Origin of the sequence: Alloprevotella sp. Lung230 (genome assembly GCF_014385435.1) — a bacterium.
In the GTDB taxonomy this organism is placed as follows: Bacteria; Bacteroidota; Bacteroidia; order Bacteroidales; family Bacteroidaceae; genus Alloprevotella.
This window is the reverse complement of record NZ_JACSUD010000014.1, coordinates 50,881-69,539: the sequence shown is the minus strand read 5'-3', so window position 1 is coordinate 69,539 and position 18,659 is coordinate 50,881. Positions and strand designations below refer to the sequence as shown.

The 18,659-nt window shown below is 55.3% G+C and carries 15 protein-coding genes; 3 read left to right on the top strand and 12 right to left on the bottom strand.

The features are described from left to right. The 9 genes from H8527_RS07990 to ychF all read right to left on the bottom strand — a co-directional run. Window positions 1-1,528 (bottom strand): reprolysin-like metallopeptidase (locus tag H8527_RS07990; RefSeq protein WP_187547178.1); only part of this gene is annotated, 1,528 nt, incomplete at its 3' end. Between the two features lie 369 nt (window positions 1,529-1,897). Next, the gene (locus H8527_RS07985; protein WP_187547176.1) at window positions 1,898-2,659 is read right to left on the bottom strand and encodes a YaaA family protein; all 762 of its coding nucleotides are present in this window, start codon (window positions 2,657-2,659) and stop codon (window positions 1,898-1,900) included. Between the two features lie 45 nt (window positions 2,660-2,704). Further along, entirely contained in the window at window positions 2,705-3,436 is a 732-nt protein-coding gene (locus H8527_RS07980; protein WP_187547175.1) for an NgoBV family restriction endonuclease, read from the bottom strand. After that, on the bottom strand, window positions 3,433-4,713 hold the full coding sequence (gene dcm, locus H8527_RS07975; protein WP_187547173.1) for a DNA (cytosine-5-)-methyltransferase: 1,281 nt from the start codon (window positions 4,711-4,713) through the stop codon (window positions 3,433-3,435). Before dcm ends, H8527_RS07980 begins: the two co-directional genes overlap by 4 nt. A 15-nt stretch (window positions 4,714-4,728) precedes the next feature. Further along, window positions 4,729-5,208, bottom strand: coding sequence for an S-ribosylhomocysteine lyase (locus tag H8527_RS07970; protein ID WP_187547171.1), 480 nt, complete (start codon window positions 5,206-5,208; stop codon window positions 4,729-4,731). Window positions 5,209-5,263: 55 nt separating this feature from the next. Beyond that, a complete protein-coding gene (locus H8527_RS07965) occupies window positions 5,264-6,271 on the bottom strand; it encodes a DUF4369 domain-containing protein (protein WP_187547169.1) in 1,008 nt (335 codons plus the stop codon). 82 nt (window positions 6,272-6,353) lie between these two features. After that, a complete protein-coding gene (locus H8527_RS07960) occupies window positions 6,354-8,054 on the bottom strand; it encodes a hypothetical protein (RefSeq protein ID WP_187547160.1) in 1,701 nt (566 codons plus the stop codon). A gap of 43 nt (window positions 8,055-8,097) precedes the next feature. After that, complete coding sequence (gene lgt, locus H8527_RS07955) at window positions 8,098-8,946, bottom strand: prolipoprotein diacylglyceryl transferase (protein ID WP_187547159.1); 849 nt, start codon at window positions 8,944-8,946, stop codon at window positions 8,098-8,100. Between the two features lie 37 nt (window positions 8,947-8,983). Next, a complete protein-coding gene (ychF, locus tag H8527_RS07950) occupies window positions 8,984-10,087 on the bottom strand; it encodes a redox-regulated ATPase YchF (RefSeq protein WP_187547157.1) in 1,104 nt (367 codons plus the stop codon). A 228-nt stretch (window positions 10,088-10,315) separates the two neighbouring features. Between ychF and dapB the strand changes: the two genes are divergently transcribed. From dapB to H8527_RS07935, 3 genes are all read left to right on the top strand, one after another. Further along, a complete protein-coding gene (dapB, locus tag H8527_RS07945; RefSeq protein ID WP_187547155.1) occupies window positions 10,316-11,071 on the top strand; it encodes a 4-hydroxy-tetrahydrodipicolinate reductase in 756 nt (251 codons plus the stop codon). An 11-nt stretch (window positions 11,072-11,082) separates the two neighbouring features. Continuing rightward, a complete protein-coding gene (locus tag H8527_RS07940) occupies window positions 11,083-12,549 on the top strand; it encodes a S26 family signal peptidase (protein ID WP_187547153.1) in 1,467 nt (488 codons plus the stop codon). A 356-nt stretch (window positions 12,550-12,905) separates the two neighbouring features. Continuing rightward, window positions 12,906-13,259, top strand: coding sequence for a MarR family transcriptional regulator (locus tag H8527_RS07935; RefSeq protein ID WP_187547151.1), 354 nt, complete (start codon window positions 12,906-12,908; stop codon window positions 13,257-13,259). A 631-nt stretch (window positions 13,260-13,890) separates the two neighbouring features. Here the strand turns inward: H8527_RS07935 and pckA are convergent. The 3 genes from pckA to H8527_RS07920 form a co-directional block, all read right to left on the bottom strand. Next, window positions 13,891-15,504 (bottom strand): phosphoenolpyruvate carboxykinase (ATP), encoded by a 1,614-nt coding sequence (gene pckA / locus H8527_RS07930; protein WP_187547150.1) that lies wholly within the window; start codon window positions 15,502-15,504, stop codon window positions 13,891-13,893. A gap of 302 nt (window positions 15,505-15,806) precedes the next feature. Further along, window positions 15,807-17,027 (bottom strand): aminopeptidase C, encoded by a 1,221-nt coding sequence (locus H8527_RS07925; protein ID WP_187547148.1) that lies wholly within the window; start codon window positions 17,025-17,027, stop codon window positions 15,807-15,809. Between the two features lie 95 nt (window positions 17,028-17,122). Continuing rightward, window positions 17,123-18,520 carry an aminopeptidase P family protein gene (locus tag H8527_RS07920; protein WP_187547146.1) on the bottom strand — a complete coding sequence of 466 codons (1,398 nt, stop codon included), beginning with the start codon at window positions 18,518-18,520 and terminating at the stop codon, window positions 17,123-17,125. Between the last annotated feature and the right edge of the window lie 139 nt (window positions 18,521-18,659).

Here is an 18,659-nt window from a genome sequence, read left to right as displayed (position 1 = left end):
GCAGTCCGCTGAACACCACCGGTGCGACCTTCACCTCGATGCCGCCGCCGTTGACGTCCTTGTTGGTGAAGTCGTAGTATTGCACATCGTCGTCGATGGTTTCCAAGCGCAACACGCCTTTGCTCGCAAACCAGATGTCGATTTTCTGCCCCGTCTCGGGCACGGTGTAGGAGTAGGTGGGCACTTTCTCTATGAGCTGTTGCGGCAGATAGACGTCGCACGCCCCGTCGTTGTCTGTGGAAGGCAGAAGCACGTGCCGGTAGGTTTTGCCGAAATCGTCCGACATCAGCACTCGCACCTTGCTGCCTTTGGGGAAGAAGGTCTTGTCGACCGACCACGTCAAGTGCACCTTTTCGCCCATGACATAGTCTTTCCGAAATTCGGACGTGATTTTGAACGGCGTGGCGTCGACCACAGAGACGTTGGCAATGTAGCTGTCGTACAAGGGAGCTTGCTTTCGCGCGATGGCTTCGGCCGTGGGGAGGGCGTCGCTCACACTCAACCAAAAGCGGTAGTCGCCCACGTCAAGGCGATCGGACCCGGGGAGGAGTGCCCCGCTGTCGCTGTATCGCCGCCCAAACTCAAGGATGGGGTCGTGTTGCGGCGGAAACACCAGGAATGAGGCGGGACGAGAGGGAGTGCAACCATACTGGTTGAAACAGTAGTTGAGCGTGTCCTGCTCGGCGTCGGAGGCATAGACGGGGAGGGTGAAGAAGGTGTTTCGCGGCACGCGATAGACTTCCTTCATCCGGCTGCGGTCGATGCGCGGAGCGGTGTTGTGGGTGTTGGGATGTTTCGTCGGGAGATGCCTATCGGCGGCCGCAGTGGGGGTGCGCATGTGGCCCAGGCTTTCGAGACTGAGAAATTCCTTTTCATAGGGATAGCCGTAGCTCACGACAGATTGCCCCGAACCGGGTTCTGTGCCTTCGCCCGTCAGTCCGGCCCCGCGGGTGAAGGGATGCGGTGCGCCAAAGAGGTGGCCGAGTTCGTGAGCAATGGTGATGGGGTCTTGCGAACTCACTATGGCCCAGGCCCGCCGGGCAGTGAACTGCACACCGCCCAGACTGGCCAGCCCTTGGATGCCGCCGCCATCATGGAAGTCCAGCACCAGACCGGCATCGTAGGCATCTTCGCCGATGGCTTTGTTGATGAGGCCCGTCCCGGCATCGTAAGTATAAGCACCGTGATATTCGCGCTCAATCAGGCGCTCGTCCTCGATGATGGTGAAGCGGACGCCCAGGTCGCGCACATAGATGTCGTTGAGAAAGGCTTCGAGTTCGCGCCAGAAGGCTTTGATTTTTTCGACATCGCCCTTGAACTTGGGCGAATGGAGTTCGTTGTAGCTCATGAACACGGCCAAGCGGTATTCGCGGAAGATGCCATCGCTCAGCGCGGGCACTTTGTCGGAGGCCGAGAGGGTGTAGGATTGGAGGGTGGGTGCGTCTTTCACGCAGCAGGTCGTCGGTCGCTGTTGCCCCCAGAGGGGAGCGGTGCAGCAGCAAGCCAAGAGAAGTAGTGTTGATTTCATTCCGGTATTTTTAGCCCTGCAAAGGTAGGATTTTCTCTCGATGTAAAAAAGATACAGCTCCCTTTTATACTTGACGGGAAGGGAGAAAAAGTTCGTTTTCTCAGAAGCAAACTATAAACCAAGGTTTGGTTTATATAATTCAAGGTTTGGTTTATGTAATTCAAGGTTTGGTTTATATAAACCAAACCTTGGTTTATAGAATATCGTTGAGGAAAATAACTTTTTCTCCCTTCCCGTCGACTTTGTTCCTCTGCACGATGAACAGGGGGGCATCGGCCGCTGCCTGCTGCCTCCGGAAAAAGAAACTACCTCAGCGACAAGTGCGACTGTCGCTGAGGTAGCATAGAGGGTGGGCGGCGGAGTGGGATTTCAGCCCAGCACCCAAGTCCAGAGGTCGCCCTTGGAGAGTTCGGGGCGGAAGGTGTAGCCTTCGTAGGTGAAGCCGTGGAGTGCTTCGGGCTTGGCAGGCTGCTCCACGATGATTTGGCGTGCCACGGCGCCGCGCATCATCTTGGTGTAGACCACGATGTTTTTCAGTTTGTCACCTTTGTCCACCACAAACTCGGGCGTGACCACGCGCACCTCGCGCGCCACGCGCCGCCAGTCGAAGAGTTGCTTCATTTCGGCCGAAGCCAGATTGACCAACACACCATCGTCAGCGCCAACGGCTTCGAGGAGCAGGTCGGTGAGTCGGCTGCGCCAAAAGCGAAACATCGTCTGCCCATCGTGGTCGGGGAGCACAACGTTGCCTTCCATGCGGTAGTTTTTGATTTCATCGAGCGGTCGCGTCAGGCCGTAGAGGAAGGAGGTGATGTAGAGGTGCGTCTGGGCATAGTCCATCTCGGCCGGCGAGAAGGCTTCGGGGCGCAAGTGCCGATAGGTCATGCCGGTGTAGGAAAACACGGCGGCCGCCCGCGGTTCGGGGTCGAGGAAGTCGTGGTAGCGCTGCTTGTTGAGCGCCGCAAGTTGCAGATTGGTTTGGAGGGTTCGTGCCAGTTCTTCCACGCTCAGTTCGCTCATTTGCAGGGCGCAGCGTTCCGCCTCGCGTTGGAAGCGTGGGCGCGTGGTGAAAGGTGGCCGAAAGTCGGGCGTCGCCACCATATTTTTGGAGGGAGAAAGGAGAATTTGCATAGTGAGAAAACAGAAGAAGAAATCTTGTAACGTTGCAAAAGATGCCTACTGAACATACTTGTGACGTACATCCATCCATCGTGGAATTGCAATCGTATTGTTGTAGTGCTTCACGTATTGTTGCTCCATCCTTTCTTTCCACTCCACCGCTTTGTCGCGTGTGTCCGGGTTCTTGTAAACCGTTTCTTCTATGGCGGCAAGAAAGTCTTCTAAGCATTGAAATGGCTTGAAACGATTGCGCTTATTTTCAGAATACCATGTTGCCGGCCGTATCTTATGGACAATGCCATTTTTGTATTGCACATTGATGGCCCATTGCTCTGAAGTGCGGCATATCTCCCATACGTTTTTCAGCCATAGTTTTTTGACCGTCACCACGCCGTCTGCACTCATAGAATATCCAAAGATGAGGTATTTGGAATGAAGCATATAGGGCTTCTTGACAATCTCTTGCTGATAGGCCTTGAAATCTGCGATGTCAAATCCCGGACTGGCGGCATAGTTAAAAGCTTTGACTTCCAATAAATCCGTAGTTTCATCTTCGGTGTTCAGAAAGAAGTCGGGCGGCATTTGGCTGTTAGGGTTCACCTTATGGGCTATTTTATTAGCCTTCAACCATCCTTCCAGCCATTCTTGTAGTAAGTTGCCCACTACATCTTTCTGCTTGACGATAATGCTGACTTTTCCCAGTTTGAAGGTAATGCGTCCTTCTAAGGTAAGGATTTTATCGACTTCTATCAGGCGGTCATAGACTTGTTGAGCGGTTAGTTGTGTCATGGTGTTAGAATGTTTTGCAGGAGTTTGAGAGCCACTTGTTTAATGACGGGTACGACCACTGTATTCCCCAAGAGATCGAAAGCTTCTTTTTCCGGCAGATCAAATTGATAGGTTTCTGGATAGCCAAAAAGCCGAAGCCCTTCTCTTAGTGTGAAACGACGCAGCCCCCCCTTGTCGGCAACATACAATTTCTGCATATCCATCGCCACAAGTGTGGGAGCGACATCATGTGGCCCTAAGACTTTGCTGACTTCAAAACTTAATTTTCCGGCCACAATGTTGTAGCCTTTGGGCAGGGAGGGGTCTGGGACGCGATGTGCGCTCTGTATGTCGCCTTGATGTGTGGTCAGGACTTTCTGCTTGGGATGTTCTAATTTGAGATAGCCCTTCTCCGCGAGGTCGTTGAGCATAGAGGGCAGGTGCTCGTCCGGAAAGAAAGTCGCAATTTGCTTTTCTGTGAGCGGCATCCCATCCATCCACTCAATCCCGATTTCTGCGGCCCATTTCTTTTTGCGGCGCTCCCTGAGCATCGCATTGAGCAGTTGTTTTTGTCGAGGAGAGACGGCCCCTTTCAGTTCTAAATCCCAACTATGTATGTTGTCATCTCCACCGCGTTTGTCTTTGATTGCTTTACCATAAAGTTCGGGGATCGGGTATCTCTCCAATAGGCGTTGGACAAAGGCACTTTGGCTCGTGGGCTTTCCTTGCTCCAAGATGTCTCCCAAAGTCGTGTGACTACGATGAAATCCGACGAGAGGCACTTCGCGGGTCAGAGTCCCTACGATGTAAATGCGTTTTCGCTCTTGCGGAACTCCAAATTGTGCGGCATTAAGGATGGCATACGAGACCTTATAGCCCAAAGCGCGAAGATTGGAGAGAATCGTACGGAGCGTGTTACCTTTATCATGATTTTCCAAACCTTCCACATTTTCAAGTAGAAATCCCAGAGGACGTTTCTCTTTGATGATGCGCTCTACATCAAAGAAAAGTGTGCCGCGTGTGTCGGCAAACCCCATTCGTTTCCCTGCCGAAGAAAAGGCTTGGCAGGGAAAACCACCTAACAGAATGTCGAAATCGGGAATGTCGGCCGCTGCAATTTTTGTGATGTCGCCGAAAATTTGCTCACCGGGGTGATTTTGCTGCAAGACTTTAAGGGCATGTGGCTTGATTTCGGAAGTGAATACACATTGTGTGCTGATGCCTAATTCGGCTGCGGCCTGCTCCACCCCACAGCGGATGCCACTCATTCCGGCAAATAAATCAATCAATCTAATCATAGGCTGTCTGTTGGGCTATTCCGGATAGACCATCCGCTCGTCGGTGATGTGGCGGAGCACTTCGCGGAGGAACTTTTCGGCCTCCCAGCGGGCGATGTTGAGGTCCATGAGTTGATAGTTGCCGCAGTCGCGCGGTGTGGCGCCGGGGATGTCGCCCTCGAAGGCGGCGATGAACTCGAAAGTCTCGATGAGGAGCGGCAGGATGTCGCGCGGGGTAAGGTCGCCGCGGAGGATGAGGTAGTTGCCGGTGAGGCAGCCCATCGGCCCCCAATAGATGACACGCTCGGCCCACGTGGGGTGGTTGCGGAGGAAAGTGGCGGCAAGGTGTTCCATGGCGTGGATGGCATTGACGTGGAGCGCCGGTTCGCGGTTGGGCGCTTTCATGCGGATGTCGAAGGTGGTGATGAGTTCATCGCCCACGCGGTCTTGTCGGCTCACGTAGACACCACGGTGAAGGGTGAGGTGGTTGACGGTGAAAGAGGGTATTTTTTTCATACGAGTGGAGGAGAAAGGGTGAGAAATGGAGCGGCCACGGGCAGCAGTGGGGCATTTAGCGCACGAGGCGCTGCATCGTTTCGAGCCATTGGTCGGCGGGGAGGTCGCGGTCTACGATTTTGCCATCGGCATCGACCACCAGACAACCAGGCACATAGCGCACGCCCAGCGTTTGCACCAGCGGCGTGCAAAGCCCCTGCTCCGGGCAGAGAAAGTGGGGGATGGAGTCGGCAAAAGTGAGGGTGCGCGCCGTTTCGGCCGAGGCGTCCAGACAGATGGCCACCACGTGGGCACGACTGCCCAAGGCGCGACGCACGCTCCCCAACGCCTGTCCGGTGGCGTAGTTGCTGCCGTCCCACGAAGCGCAGAAGACGATGAGCGCCGGTTTGCCGCGCAGGGCCGAGGAGGAGAAGGTGCTCCCATCGAGCTTCGGAGCAGAGAAGGCAGGGAGCTTTCCGTCCGGGGACGTGAGGAGCTGAGGCCGTAGACGCCGGACGAGGGTGCGCACAGCGGGTTGCTGCGGTTGCGCCTTTTGGAGCGCATCAAGCAGGGAGAGCGCTGGCTGAAGTTTGCGTTGTTTCACCTCGTCGAAATAGGCGCGAAACACCGCCACGGCTGCCAGCGTCCCGGCATGCGAACGCACAAAACTGGCAGCTTCCCTCTGCGCGTCGGAGGTAGACTTGTGGAGCAAGCGCAGGCGGAGGTCGGTGACGAGGTCGTTGTTGTCGCTGCCTTTGATGCTCACCTCGCTCAGTCGGTTGGCATCGCCTGAGAGGTGGAGGGCGGTGCCGGGTTCGGCCACAAAAGTGGTGGTGCTGCTGTTGGGGTAAATGATCGTGAGCAACGTGGGGCCGCTGAGGGGGCGCTCGTAGGTGAACTTGCCCCGACGCACACGAAGGGTGTCGAGCCCGACGGTGTCGATGCTGCTTTCGGCTTCGCACACCAGCAGATCGGCTTGATCAATGCCTTTGATTTCGCCTTCCAGACGGAGCGTTTGTCGGTCGGGAGCGCAAGCCCAGAATATCAAAGGCAGCAGAAAGCAGAGAAGATAGAGGAACTTCATGGGGAAAGAGGAAAAGAAGAAGGGAGATGCAAAGTAGAACACACTTTGCATCCCCCCTTTTTGTGATGAAAGGTGCGGTGGACTATTTTCCGACGAGCGCACCAAAGGCTGTGTTACCGGCAAGGCGGGCAAACTCGATGTCGCTCGCAGCGCGCTGTGCCAGACGGCTGTCGCGGCGAACGGCTGCCGTGAGCGATTGGAGCGCTTGTTCGGTCTGGCCGGTGCGCATGGCCACGATGGCAGCGAGGTAGTCGCTCAGGGCATCGGGAGCGGCGAGGCCGGCGAGCGTGGTTTGTGCGCCGGTGTAGTCCTGCGTGAGGAGTTGTGCCAAGGCAGCGCTGTTGCTCTTCACACCTTTGAGGCTCTGGGCGGCCTGGGTGTAGCGGCCTTGTGCGAGTTGGAGGTTGCCCAACACTTCATTGTAGTTGTCGGCGGTGAGGGCCTTGCCCAAGAGGGCTTCAGCAGGCTCAAGACGACCTTCGCCGATGGCGATGAGGGCAGCGTTGGCGTTGGGCGCCACGTTGTCGCCGGCCTGAGAGATGGCATCCTGGGCAGCGGCATAGTCGCCCTGGGCATAGGCCACTTGTGCCAAGCCGTTGTAGGCGCGCTTGTCGGCGGGATATTGGCGTACGGCGGTTTCAAAGATTTGCTTGCGCTGCTTGAGGTCGTTGGTGAGGGTGGCGGCATAGAGCAACTCCTCAATGCTCAACTGAGCGGGGTCGGCCTGGTATTGCGCTTGAATTTCGGCATCGGTGCGACCGATGAGGCGATAGTTGAGCGTGAGGCGGGCACGGCGCAACTCGGGCAACACTTCGTCGGCAAGTTCGCGGAAAGCGAGGGAAAGGTTGCGGATTTGCTGTTCGCGCTCCTCGGGGTCTTTGTACATCGAGAGGACGCGGAGGATGACCTCCTTGTCTTGGATGTTGCTGGAAGCCACGAGTTCTTGGAAGCCGTTCCAGTCCTCGGCGGTGTATTTGGTGTCGACTTGAGTGGCCACTTTCACCTTCTTGAGTTGCTGGTCGACGTAGTGTGAAGCCGTGTTTTGACGCTGTTCGGCCAGTTGGGTGTTGTAGCTCAGTGTACCATCGGGCGAGGCATAGGCCGACACTTCGATGTTGTCGAGGGCAAAGCTTTTCTGGTCGGCCTTGATTTCGCGGAGCACCTTCACAAATTCTTGCACCGAGGTGGTGTTGAGTTGGCTGGTGCGGATTTTGGCCTGGTTGATGAGGTATTTGATTTGTGCTTCCTGGCGTTGCGTGATTTGCTGCTGGTAGGCATCGGCTGCCGTAGCCGTGCGGGCCGTGCGCACCGTCTCGTAGACAAGTTGCGAAGTGGCGTTGATACCGTCGGCCACCTTGACCGCGGGGAGGTTCACTGACTTCTTGCCCACCTTAGCCACGAAAGTGAGGTAGAGTTCGCTCATGGCCATTTCGGGGCGGTAGGTGAAGAGTTGGCGTGCGGTGAAATTGCCACCGGTCTTGTAGGCGATGACTTGGTCGTTGCCCACCACCTTTTCGCCTTGGAAGGTTGCGCCCTCAGTGTTGAGGGTTTGGCCGTTGCCATAGCGGAGCTGGGGGATGACGGTGACCACGGCCTTCTTCTTCATGTATTTCTCAGGGAAATGTCCGTTGAGGGTGAATGCCACATTTTGTCCCACGGCTTCAAGCGGACTGGGGGTGACGGTGAAGTTGTCTTTCGAAAGGGGGGCGAGGCCACTGCTGCATCCGCAGAGCGTAGAGATGGCCAGAGTGGCAGAAAGTGCCAGAGAAAGTGAAGTTTTCATAAGCGTAATGTATAAGGAGGGGGAGGGGGATGAGTCCGTTGTTCTATTGTTCCATCAATCCGTTGTCGCCCAGTTTTCGGCAGGCTTTTCCGCCCAGCAGACAGTAGAGACCGAGCGCAACAAAGGGGATGGAGAGGAGTTGGCCTTGATTGAGGTGGATGGCTTGCTGCATGGCCACTTCCCAAGGTTCTTGCACCTCTTTGAGAAATTCTACCAGAAAACGGAACGTGAAGATGCTCGTCAAGCACCAACCGAAGAAGAAACCTGTGCCGAGTTTGTTGGGACGCCGCCAATAAAGCAGCAGTCCGACGCAGAAAAACACCAAGTAGGCGATGGCTTCATAGAGTTGGGCAGGATGGCGCGGCTGAGTGTCGAGGTTGCGGGCGAAGATGAAACCGAAGTCGGAGCCGGTAAATTTGCCCACGATTTCAGAGTTCATCAGGTTGCCCATACGGATGGCAAACGCCGTGATGGGCGTGGCAATGGCGATGTTGTCGAGCACGCGCATCAGGCTGATTTTCGTGCGGCGCACGTAGAGCCAAAGGGCAATCATCAGTCCCAGCGTGCCACCGTGGGAGGCAAGGCCGGCATAACCGATGTAGCGCCAGCCTTCGGCGGTTTGCCGGATGGGCAGGAGCATCTCCAGAGGATGCGCCAGGAAGTAGGCTGGTTCGTAGAGCAGGCAGTGCCCCAAACGCGCACCGATGAGAATACCGAAGAAGCAATAGAAGAAGAGGGGATCAAACTTCTCTTGCGGAATGCGCTGTCGGCGATAGAGCCAATAGACCACAAAGTAGGCCGCAATCAGCCCCAACACCCAGCAGAGCGCATACCAACGCACGGCAATCGGGCCGAGCTGAAAAGCGATAAGGTCGGGATTCCAAGTAATCATAAGTAGGTATTCAAATTCTGTTGATCAAAACTCGGAGTTAGACATTGAAGAGGAAGTGCATGATGTCGCCATCCTGCACCACATATTCTTTGCCTTCGATGTGGAGCAATCCGGCTTCGCGCACCGCCGCCTCGCTGCCGTACTTGATGAAGTCTTCGTACTTGATGACCTGTGCACGGATGAAGCCCTTCTCAAAGTCGGTGTGGATGACGCCGGCACACTGTGGAGCTTTCCATCCGCGCTTGTAGGTCCATGCGCGCACCTCCACCTCACCGGCGGTGATGTAGGTTTCGAGGTCGAGCAGGCGGTAGGCCGACTTGATGAGGCGCGACACTCCACTCTCTTCCAGCCCCACGTCCTTCAAGAACTCTTGGCGCTCTTCGTAGGTTTCGAGTTCGGCAATGTCGGCTTCCGTCTGCGCGGCCACAACGAGGATTTCCGCGCCTTCGCCCTTCACGGCTTCGCGTACCCGCTCCACATATTCGTTGCCGGTGGCGGCACTCGCCTCATCGACGTTGCACACATAGAGCACGGGCTTCGAGGTGAGGAGGAAGAGGTTGCGCAACGCCGTTTGCTCGTCTTTGGAGTCAAAGTCCACGCTGCGGGCATTTTTGCCTTCAAGCAGGGCGGCTCGTACGGCGGTGAGCACGTCATATTCCACCTTTGCGTTCTTGTCGTTGCCGATTTGGGCTATTTTCTCCACGCGCTTGATGCGGTTTTCCACCGTTTCCAAATCTTTGAGCTGCAACTCGGTGTCGATGATTTCTTTGTCTCGAACGGGGTCTACGCTGCCGTCCACGTGCACCACGTTGCCGTCGTCGAAGCAGCGCAACACGTGTAGGATGGCATCGGTCTCACGGATGTTGCCGAGAAACTGATTGCCCAAGCCTTCGCCCTTGGAGGCACCTTTCACCAACCCGGCGATGTCAACGATTTCCACCGTGGTGGGGATGATTTTGTTGGTTTTCACCAAAGCGGCGAGCGCTGCCAAGCGCTCATCGGGCACGGTGATGACCCCGACGTTGGGTTCGATGGTGCAAAAGGGGAAATTGGCGCTTTGCGCCTTGGCGTTGCTCAGACAATTGAAAAGCGTCGACTTCCCCACGTTGGGCAGGCCGACAATGCCACATTGTAAACTCATTCGGTCTTTTTTACGTTTTTATTTTGGGCAAAGTTACCATAAAAGCAGCGATTTGCCAAATTTAGCCCCGACAAATCAGCGCTTTCGCACACAAAATTGCTTAATCCTTTGCTCCTCTGCCAAATAAGGCGTAATTTTGCCCATACTATCCATCTCAAACATCGGGCAGACAAGCGGAAAATGCCTTTTTTCCCGCCTTTCTCTTCCCCACAAGCCCCCACAGAAAATATGAAATTTGCACTTATCGGCTACGGCAAGATGGGCAAAATGATTGAACAAATCGCACGCAGCCGCGGTCACGAAATCGTTGCCATCATCGATGTCGATAACCCCCAGGATTTTGAAAGCGATGCCTTTCGTTCGGCCGATGTCGCCATCGAGTTCACCACCCCCACAGCGGCCTATGCCAACTACCTCCGCGCCTGGGCACAGGGGGTGAAAGTGGTGAGCGGCTCGACGGGTTGGCGCGCGGAGCACGAAGCCGATGTGCGCCGCGCCTGCACCGAAGAGGGACACACCCTCTTCTGGGCCTCCAACTTCTCGCTGGGCGTGGCCATCTTCTCGGCCGTCAATCGCTATTTGGCACAGATCATGAACCGCTTTGCCGACTATGACGTTTCGATGGTCGAAACGCACCATATCCACAAGCTCGATGCCCCTTCAGGTACTGCCATCACGCTGGCCGAAGACATCGTCCGGACGCTCGACCGAAAGACCACCTGGGTCAAGGGCGAAGTGCACGAAGCCGACGGCAGCATCAGCGGCAGCCGCGACAACGCTCCCGACGCGCTCCGCATCGATGCCATTCGCCGCGACGAAGTGCCTGGCATCCACACCATCACCTACGACTCGCCGGCCGACAGCATCACCCTCACCCACGATGCCCATTCGCGCCAAGGCTTCGCCCTCGGGGCAGTTCTGGCGGCCGAATTTACCGCCGTCCACGAAGGTCTGCTCTCCACCGACGACTTGTTTAACTTTTAGTCCTCCCCGCTATGCCCTACAATCTCCATCCGCAAAAGAAGCAATGGCCCGCTTTCATCCTCATCTCCATCCTCTACCTGCTCTTCCTCCTATGGGTCGGTTCGTGGTGGGGACTGCTGGTGATGCCCTTCATCTTCGATGCCTACATCACCCACAAAATCAACTGGGGCTGGTGGCGCTCCAATCCCAACCCCGTGGTGCGCTTTGCCATGGGCTGGGTCGATGCCATCGTCTTTGCTCTCGTGGCCATCTACTTCATCAACCAGTTTTTCTTCCAAAATTTCGTCATCCCCTCTTCCTCGCTGGAAAAGAGCCTGCTCACGGGCGACTATCTTTTGGTGTCCAAACTGAGCTACGGCCCGCGCATCCCCCAGACACCGCTCACCGCTCCGCTCACCCAGCACAACCTCCCCGCAGCCCTCGGCGGTGGCAAGAGCTACATCGAATGGCCGCAGTGGGACTATCGCCGCGTCAAAGGATTAGGGCAGGTGGAAGTGGGCGACATCGTGGTGTTCAACTACCCTTCGGGCGACACCGTGGCCGTCAATTTCCAAAATCAGGACTACTACACGATGGTCTACTCCACAGGAGCGCAGGCACTGAACATCGCCGAACCTTCCGACAGCATGCCCCTGCTCGCACAGCGCGAACTCTACGCCAAAATCTATGCCACGGGGCGGGCCATCCTCGCCAACGAACCTTCGGTGGGCGGCATCATCAGCCGACCGGCCGACCGCCGCGAGAACTACGTGAAACGCTGCCTTGGCAAACCCGGACAAACGCTCGAGATCAAGAACAACATCGTCTACCTCGACCATCGCCCTCAGCCGCAGCCCGAACGTGCGCAGCAGGCCTACGAGGTCACGTTCAAGCAAATGCCCTCGACCGAGTTCCTCCAAGACAACGACATCTCCTTTGAAGACCTCGGTCTGCCCCCCGCAGCCGAAGGCGGAAGCCTCGATGCCCTCACCCTCGGCCGCCCCATCCGCATGCCCCTCACGCCGGCCACCAAACGCACGCTTCAGCAACTTCCTGCCCTCTGCACCGTCGGCCCGCTCTCTCCTGCCTACGGCAATTGGCTCTTCCCCCTCAACAAGGCCAAGCGCTGGACGACGGCCAACTACGGCCCTGTCTGGATTCCCAAGAAAGGGGCTACCATTGCCCTCACCCTCGACAACCTTCCCCTCTATGAGCGCTGCATCGCGGTCTACGAGAAGAACCGCCTCGAAGTGCGCGGCAGCAACATCTTCATCAACGGACAGCGCGCCCAAAGCTACACCTTCAAGATGGACTACTACTGGATGATGGGCGACAACCGCGACAACTCCGCCGACTCCCGCTTCTGGGGTTTCGTCCCCGAAGACCACATCGTGGGCAAACCGCTCTTCGTGTGGCTTTCGCTCAATCCCGACTACGGACTTTTTGATGGCAAAGTCCGTTGGAACCGCCTCTTCAAGTGGGTGGCCGACATCAAATAGAGGACGCTCACGCCTTTCCTCAAGGGCTGCATCACGCTTTCGAGCCTGATGCAGTCCTTCTGCTTTCCACCATCAGTACCTCTCTTTAACAAGACCCATTCTTTCTAATTCCCTCCAATCCTTTCCAATTCTTCAAAGATTGGAAAGAATTAAATAGAAAAGCAAGCAAAAACAGACTATTTCGGAGCAAAAACACTGAAATCCTTTCCAATTCTTGTAAAATTGGAAAGGATTGCTTACTTTTACCGCAAAAGCCGCCACCATGATAGAATTTCCTCCACCCATCAGTACAAATCAAGCGCCGCAAAAAGGCGTACGAAAACGCCTTCCTCTACACTGAGGCCGATGGCAACGACATGGGCTATTTTATTCAATTCCATTTAGAGGTACTACAGAAGGCATTCAGCGATTTGCGCACCTACCTTCAGCACAAACAAGATCAGCAGCAACAAGCCGCCCACCTGCTCCATCGCGGCGGCCTCAACCCTCGTCAAGCCCAACTCCTCACTCTTTTTGCAAAAAATCGGGAGGAGATGTTCACCGTTCGCGACTTGTCTCAGCGGTTTGGCATCACGCCCACCACAGCCAAGGCCGACCTCGTGAAACTCATCGACCAAGGGCTCGTGCGCGAAATACCACTCAACGGCGTGAAGCGCGGCTATGTGCGCGGCGAGAAGTTCGACAGCTGGTATGACGAGCAAAGAAACTAAGGACGTGGACACCGAACCTCTCCTCGCGCGCGTACGCGCATATACACTACAATAGGGGCTGCATTTTTCCTTCACTGCCTTCACCAAGTGGTTTATGTCCTCATTTTCTGCTATTTACGGGTGAAGGCAACCCATCCAAAAGCCTTCACCAAAAGCCACTCATTTTGGGGAGAGGTGAAGGCAGTGAAGGAAAAATACAGCCCCTATTGTAGTGTGTATACGCGCGCGAGGAGACAAAATTGAGGACAACTTTTCCATGAAAACTGCCGGATTCCCGATAACTTCGATAAAATCTGGAATCATGAAGTTTCTTTGGATTTTCAGCTTCCTCTGAAAATCTACCTCAAAGCTAAATCCAACTACCTCAGAGGTAGAGAAAACTACCTCTGAGCTAAAACCTCTCTATTCAATCCTCCAAAATGTTAAAGTCGTGTTAAAGTCAGGGGCATGTGGCTGAAATCGACGCCGAGATGTCTATATATTCATAGAGAGACATGCACAACATCCAGGCATATAGGCTCAGCGAGTTATGCAGCGAAGCCTCAGAAAAAAAGCAACGCCCCTTTCACACAAGGTGAGAGGGGCGTTGAAAATGGGGGACTGAAAGGGAAGTTTCAGTGTGTGTCAGCGATTAGAGCTGGGGACCTGCAGCAACGAGGGCCTTACCGGCTTCGTTGGTGGTGTACTTCGCAAAGTTCTTGATGAAGCGGGCAGCGAGGTCCTGAGCCTTGGTTTCCCATTCAGAAGCCTGAGCGTAAGTGTCGCGGGGGTCGAGGATGTGGGTGTCCACGCCTTCGAGCTGAGTGGGAATTTCGAAGTTGAAGATGGGGAGCTTCTTCGTGGGAGCGGTGAGGATGGCGCCGGAGAGGATGCCATCGATGATGCCACGCGTGTCCTTGATGGAAATGCGCTTGCCGGTACCGTTCCAACCAGTGTTGACGAGGTAAGCCTTGGCACCGCTCACGTTCATCTTCTTCACGAGCTCTTCAGCATACTTCGTGGGGTGGAGGCTCAAGAAGGCCTGACCGAAGCAAGCAGAGAAGGTGGGAGTGGGCTCAGTGATGCCGCGCTCTGTACCTGCGAGCTTAGCGGTGAAACCGCTGAGGAAGTAGTATTGAGTTTGCTGTGCGTCGAGGATAGAAACGGGAGGCAGCACACCGAAAGCGTCGGCAGAGAGGAAGATGACGTTCTTGGCAGCGGGACCAGCGGAAACGGGGTGTACGTTCTTGACAATCTTTTCGATGTGATTGATGGGGTAAGAAACGCGGGTGTTTTCGGTGGTAGAACCGTCAGCGAAGTTGATCTTGCCATCGGCAGCCACAGTAACGTTTTCGAGGAGTGCATCGCGGCGGATGGCAGCGTAGATGTCGGGTTCGCTTTCCTTGTCGAGGTTGATCACCTTAGCGTAGCAACCACCTTCGAAGTTGAAGACGCCGTTGTCGTCCCAACCGTGTTCGTCGTCACCGATGAGGAGACGCTTGGGGTCGGTGGAAAGGGTGGTCTTACCCGTACCGGAGAGGCCGAAGAAGACAGCCGTGTTTTCGCCCTTCATGTCGGTGTTGGCCGAGCAGTGCATCGAAGCGATGCCGCGGAGGGGGAGGTAGTAGTTCATCATGGAGAACATACCCTTCTTCATTTCGCCACCATACCAAGTGTTGAGGATGACTTGCTCCTTGGAAGTGATGTTGAAGGCTACGCAAGTTTCGGAGTTGATGCCGAGTTCCTTGAAGTTTTCAACCTTAGCCTTAGAAGCGTTGTAAACCACGAAGTCGGGTTCGAACGAAGCGAGTTCTTCAGCCGTAGGCTTGATGAACATGTTGGTCACAAAGTGAGCCTGCCAAGCCACTTCTACGATGAAGCGAACGGCCAGACGAGTGTCCTTGTTGGCACCGCAGAAAGCGTCGACAACGAAGAGGCGCTTGTTGGAGAGTTCGTTCTTGGCGAGGTCTTTCACCACCTTCCAAGTGCTTTCGCTCATGGGCTTGTTGTCGTTCTTGTACTCGTCAGAAGTCCACCAAACGGTATCCTTGGAGTTTTCGTCCATCACGATGAACTTGTCCTTAGGAGAGCGACCGGTGTAGATACCCGTCATCACGTTTACTGCGCCGAGTTCGGTGATTTGACCAACTTCAAAGCCTTCGAGACCGGCCTTGGTTTCTTCTGCGAAGAGCACTTCGTAGGAGGGGTTGTGTACGATTTCGGTGGTACCGGTGATACCGTACTTGGTGAGATCTAATGTTGCCATTGGTTGATAAATTATTTATGGGTTTGTGATCTTTCGAGGTTGGGCAAGGAAAGATTTCAGGGGCTGTCGGGCGTGCTGAAGCCACATTTCCTTTCCGCCGAAACAAAGGTACGAATAAAGTTGTGGCTCACAAAAAGATTTTTCTAATTTTCTTTGGGGCGCGCTTCGTTTATTAACTGAATTTGTACCTCTGACTTGATTTTATACACACTTTTGAAAAGCAGAAATAACAAAAAGCCACCATTATCACAATGGGATAATGGTGGCTTTTTGCTATGTAATGAGTTGGCAAAACAAGGAGATTAGATGCCGAGCTTTGCACGAATGTCGGCCGGGATGGCGTTCTTGTTGATGACGATGTTCATGGTCTTGTAGGCCACGTAGGGCTTAGAGATGTACCAGAAGCCTTTGTAGGGGCCGAACTCACCCCACGAGTTCTTCATCATGAAGTATTCTTTGCCGTTTTGATCCTTGGCGATACCGTAGATTTGCATGCCGTGGTCGTCGGTCGTTTCCCAGTTGTCGTAAGCCAACTGACGCATCTCTTGCGTGATGGTCTTTTCGCCCTTGGCATCGTTGGCGGCAATTTTAGCACCGGCCTTTTCGCCTGTCCAGCGCGATTGGTCGGAACCCACACCGGCGGTTTGCTTGGTGTCGGGTACGGTGGCCACGCACTTGAAGCGACCGGTGCGGCGGGAGAAACCGTCTTCGCTCACATCGGCACCCCAAGCAAAGGTGTAGCCGTTGCGCACGGCACTCTCCATCACCCTCATGAACTCGTCGAGGGGGAGGTTGTAGCTGGAAGCCCAACGCCAGTTGTCTTGGATTTCGAGGATGAACGAGCTGTAGAAGGGGTGGTGGGTGTAGGACGTGAGGCTCACGTAGTCGTTGGGGTCGAGACGGAGATAGTCGCTCACGTAGGTTTTGGGCGTGTATTCCTTGCCTTCCACGGTGAAGCGTTCGGGGGCTACGCCGAAGTAGCCATCGAGCATCTGTTGCACCGTCTTCTTCCAGATGGGATTGATAGTCTTGTGGCTGCCGGTGGCAATGGTTTTCACATAGGCTTCAAGTCCGGGCCAGAACTGGGTGAAGTTGAACAAGCTGTCGCCGTAAGGGAGTTTGGGATAGGGCATCACGCCTTCGGGAGCGAGACCGTAGTGCTGCATGCAGTAGATAGCGTCATAGAAAGAGCCACCTTGAGAAAAACTGGCGTCACCGTGGGTGCGCACATTGCGGTCGGCACGGTCGGTATAGGTTTTCGTCACCAAAAACGACTCGCAGAGGTCGAGCTTCTTTGGGTCGAGACTGGGGTTCTTGCGGAGGGCTTCACTTTCGAGGAAAGCAAGGGCAGAATAGGACCAGCAGGTACCAGAGTTATTTTGGTTCTTGATGCTGGTCACGGGGTTGGTCACAACGGTGGTGAAGATGAGCGTATCTTTTTTTGCGGCCGGTGTTTTGGGATTAGCGGCAGCAGCCCCCAGGGTGCAGAGCGTTGCAAGGGCGATGAGGAGCGTTTTTTTCATGAAAGGATAAATTGTTATTAAAATGATTATGCAATGTTCCGTACGGCGCACGCCTTCTCTCCGGCAGCGATGCCGTTGAGCGAGCGCAGCTGTGCTTATTGTGTCACAAAGGCTTCGACGTCCTTGGCGTGGTAGGGGATACGTTCTTCTCCGAGGAAGCGACAGCCGTCGGGGGTGATGAGGAGATCGTCTTCGATGCGGATGCCGCCGAAGTCTTTGAACTTTTCGATTTCGTCGAAGTTGAGGAAGTCGCGGTTTGTGCCTTCGCTCCGCCACAGGTCGATGAGGTCGGGGATGAAGTAGATACCCGGTTCGTCCGTCACGACGTTGCCCACTTCGAGGCGGCGGCCAAAGCGCAGACTGGCCAGTCCGAACTGGTCGGAGGGACGCGTCTCTTCGTCATAACCTACGTTGATTTGACCAAGCCCTTCGAGGTCGTGCACATCCATGCCCATGGAGTGGCCGAGGCCGTGAGGGAGGAAGAGAGCGTGAGCACCGGCGGCCACAGCGGCATCCACATCGCCCTTCATCAGACCGAGGGCTTTGAGACGTTCGGTCATCAGACGGCACACGGCAAGGTGCACGTCCATATAGCGCACGCCGGGGCGGGCTTCGGTGAGGGCCAGGTCGTGGCAGTCCACCACGATGTCGTAGATGTCGCGCTGCCGCTGGGTGTAGGTGCCCGAAATGGGCGTGGTGCGAGTGTGGTCGGAACAATAGCCCTCGCGGGTTTCGCCGCCGGCATCTACGAGGAGCAGGCGCCCCTTTTCGAGTGGACGAGGCGAGGGAAATCCGTGCAGCACCTCACCATGCATCGACACGATGCTGGGGAAGGATACGTGCTTGCCTTCGCTCGCGGCAATGCCGTCGAGGATGCCACCGATATAGGCTTCGGTGACGCCTTCCTGCACGGCAAGTCGCATGGCGGTGGTGTGCATTTTGTAGCCGATGCGGGCGGCGCGTTCGAGTTCTTCCACCTCTTCGGCCGTTTTCACATTGCGGAGTTTCACCACAGCATGAATGAGGTCGAGGCTCGCAGCGGCACGTTGGTCGCGCGGATGGATGCCCGTCAAGTCCATCAGTTGGATCATGATGTCGTGGCGGTAGGGCGGGAGGAAATGCACCTTCCGTCCGGTGTGTTTGGCCAGGCTGATGAGGCGCGCGAGTTCGTTCATCGGCCCCGTTTCGGCAATGCCGCTCTCATCGGCCATATCGCGCATCGAGGGGACAGGCCCTGTCCAAATGATGTCGTCGATATCGATGTCGTTGCCGATGAGCGTCTCCACACCGCTCTCGCAGTCGATGACGAGTGCCAGTCCGTCGCGATGCTGCCCGGTGAAGTAGAGAAACGAGCTGTCTTGGCGATATTTGTAAGTGTTGGCCGGGTAGTTGTAAGGGCATTCGTTGTTGCCCATCAGTACGATGATACCGTCGCCTACCAGCTTGCGCAATTGCGCACGACGCTCAACGTATGTGTTCGTAGAAAAAAGCATAACAAGTGGTATTTTAAGACTATTTATTAGCGGCAAAGATAACCATTTCCCTTGAAAAACACTAACTTTGCACATCTTTTAATAGACTTTTTCGTGGAATTATCCTACTTTCTCATGGGTCAGACAGAAAGATGTGGAT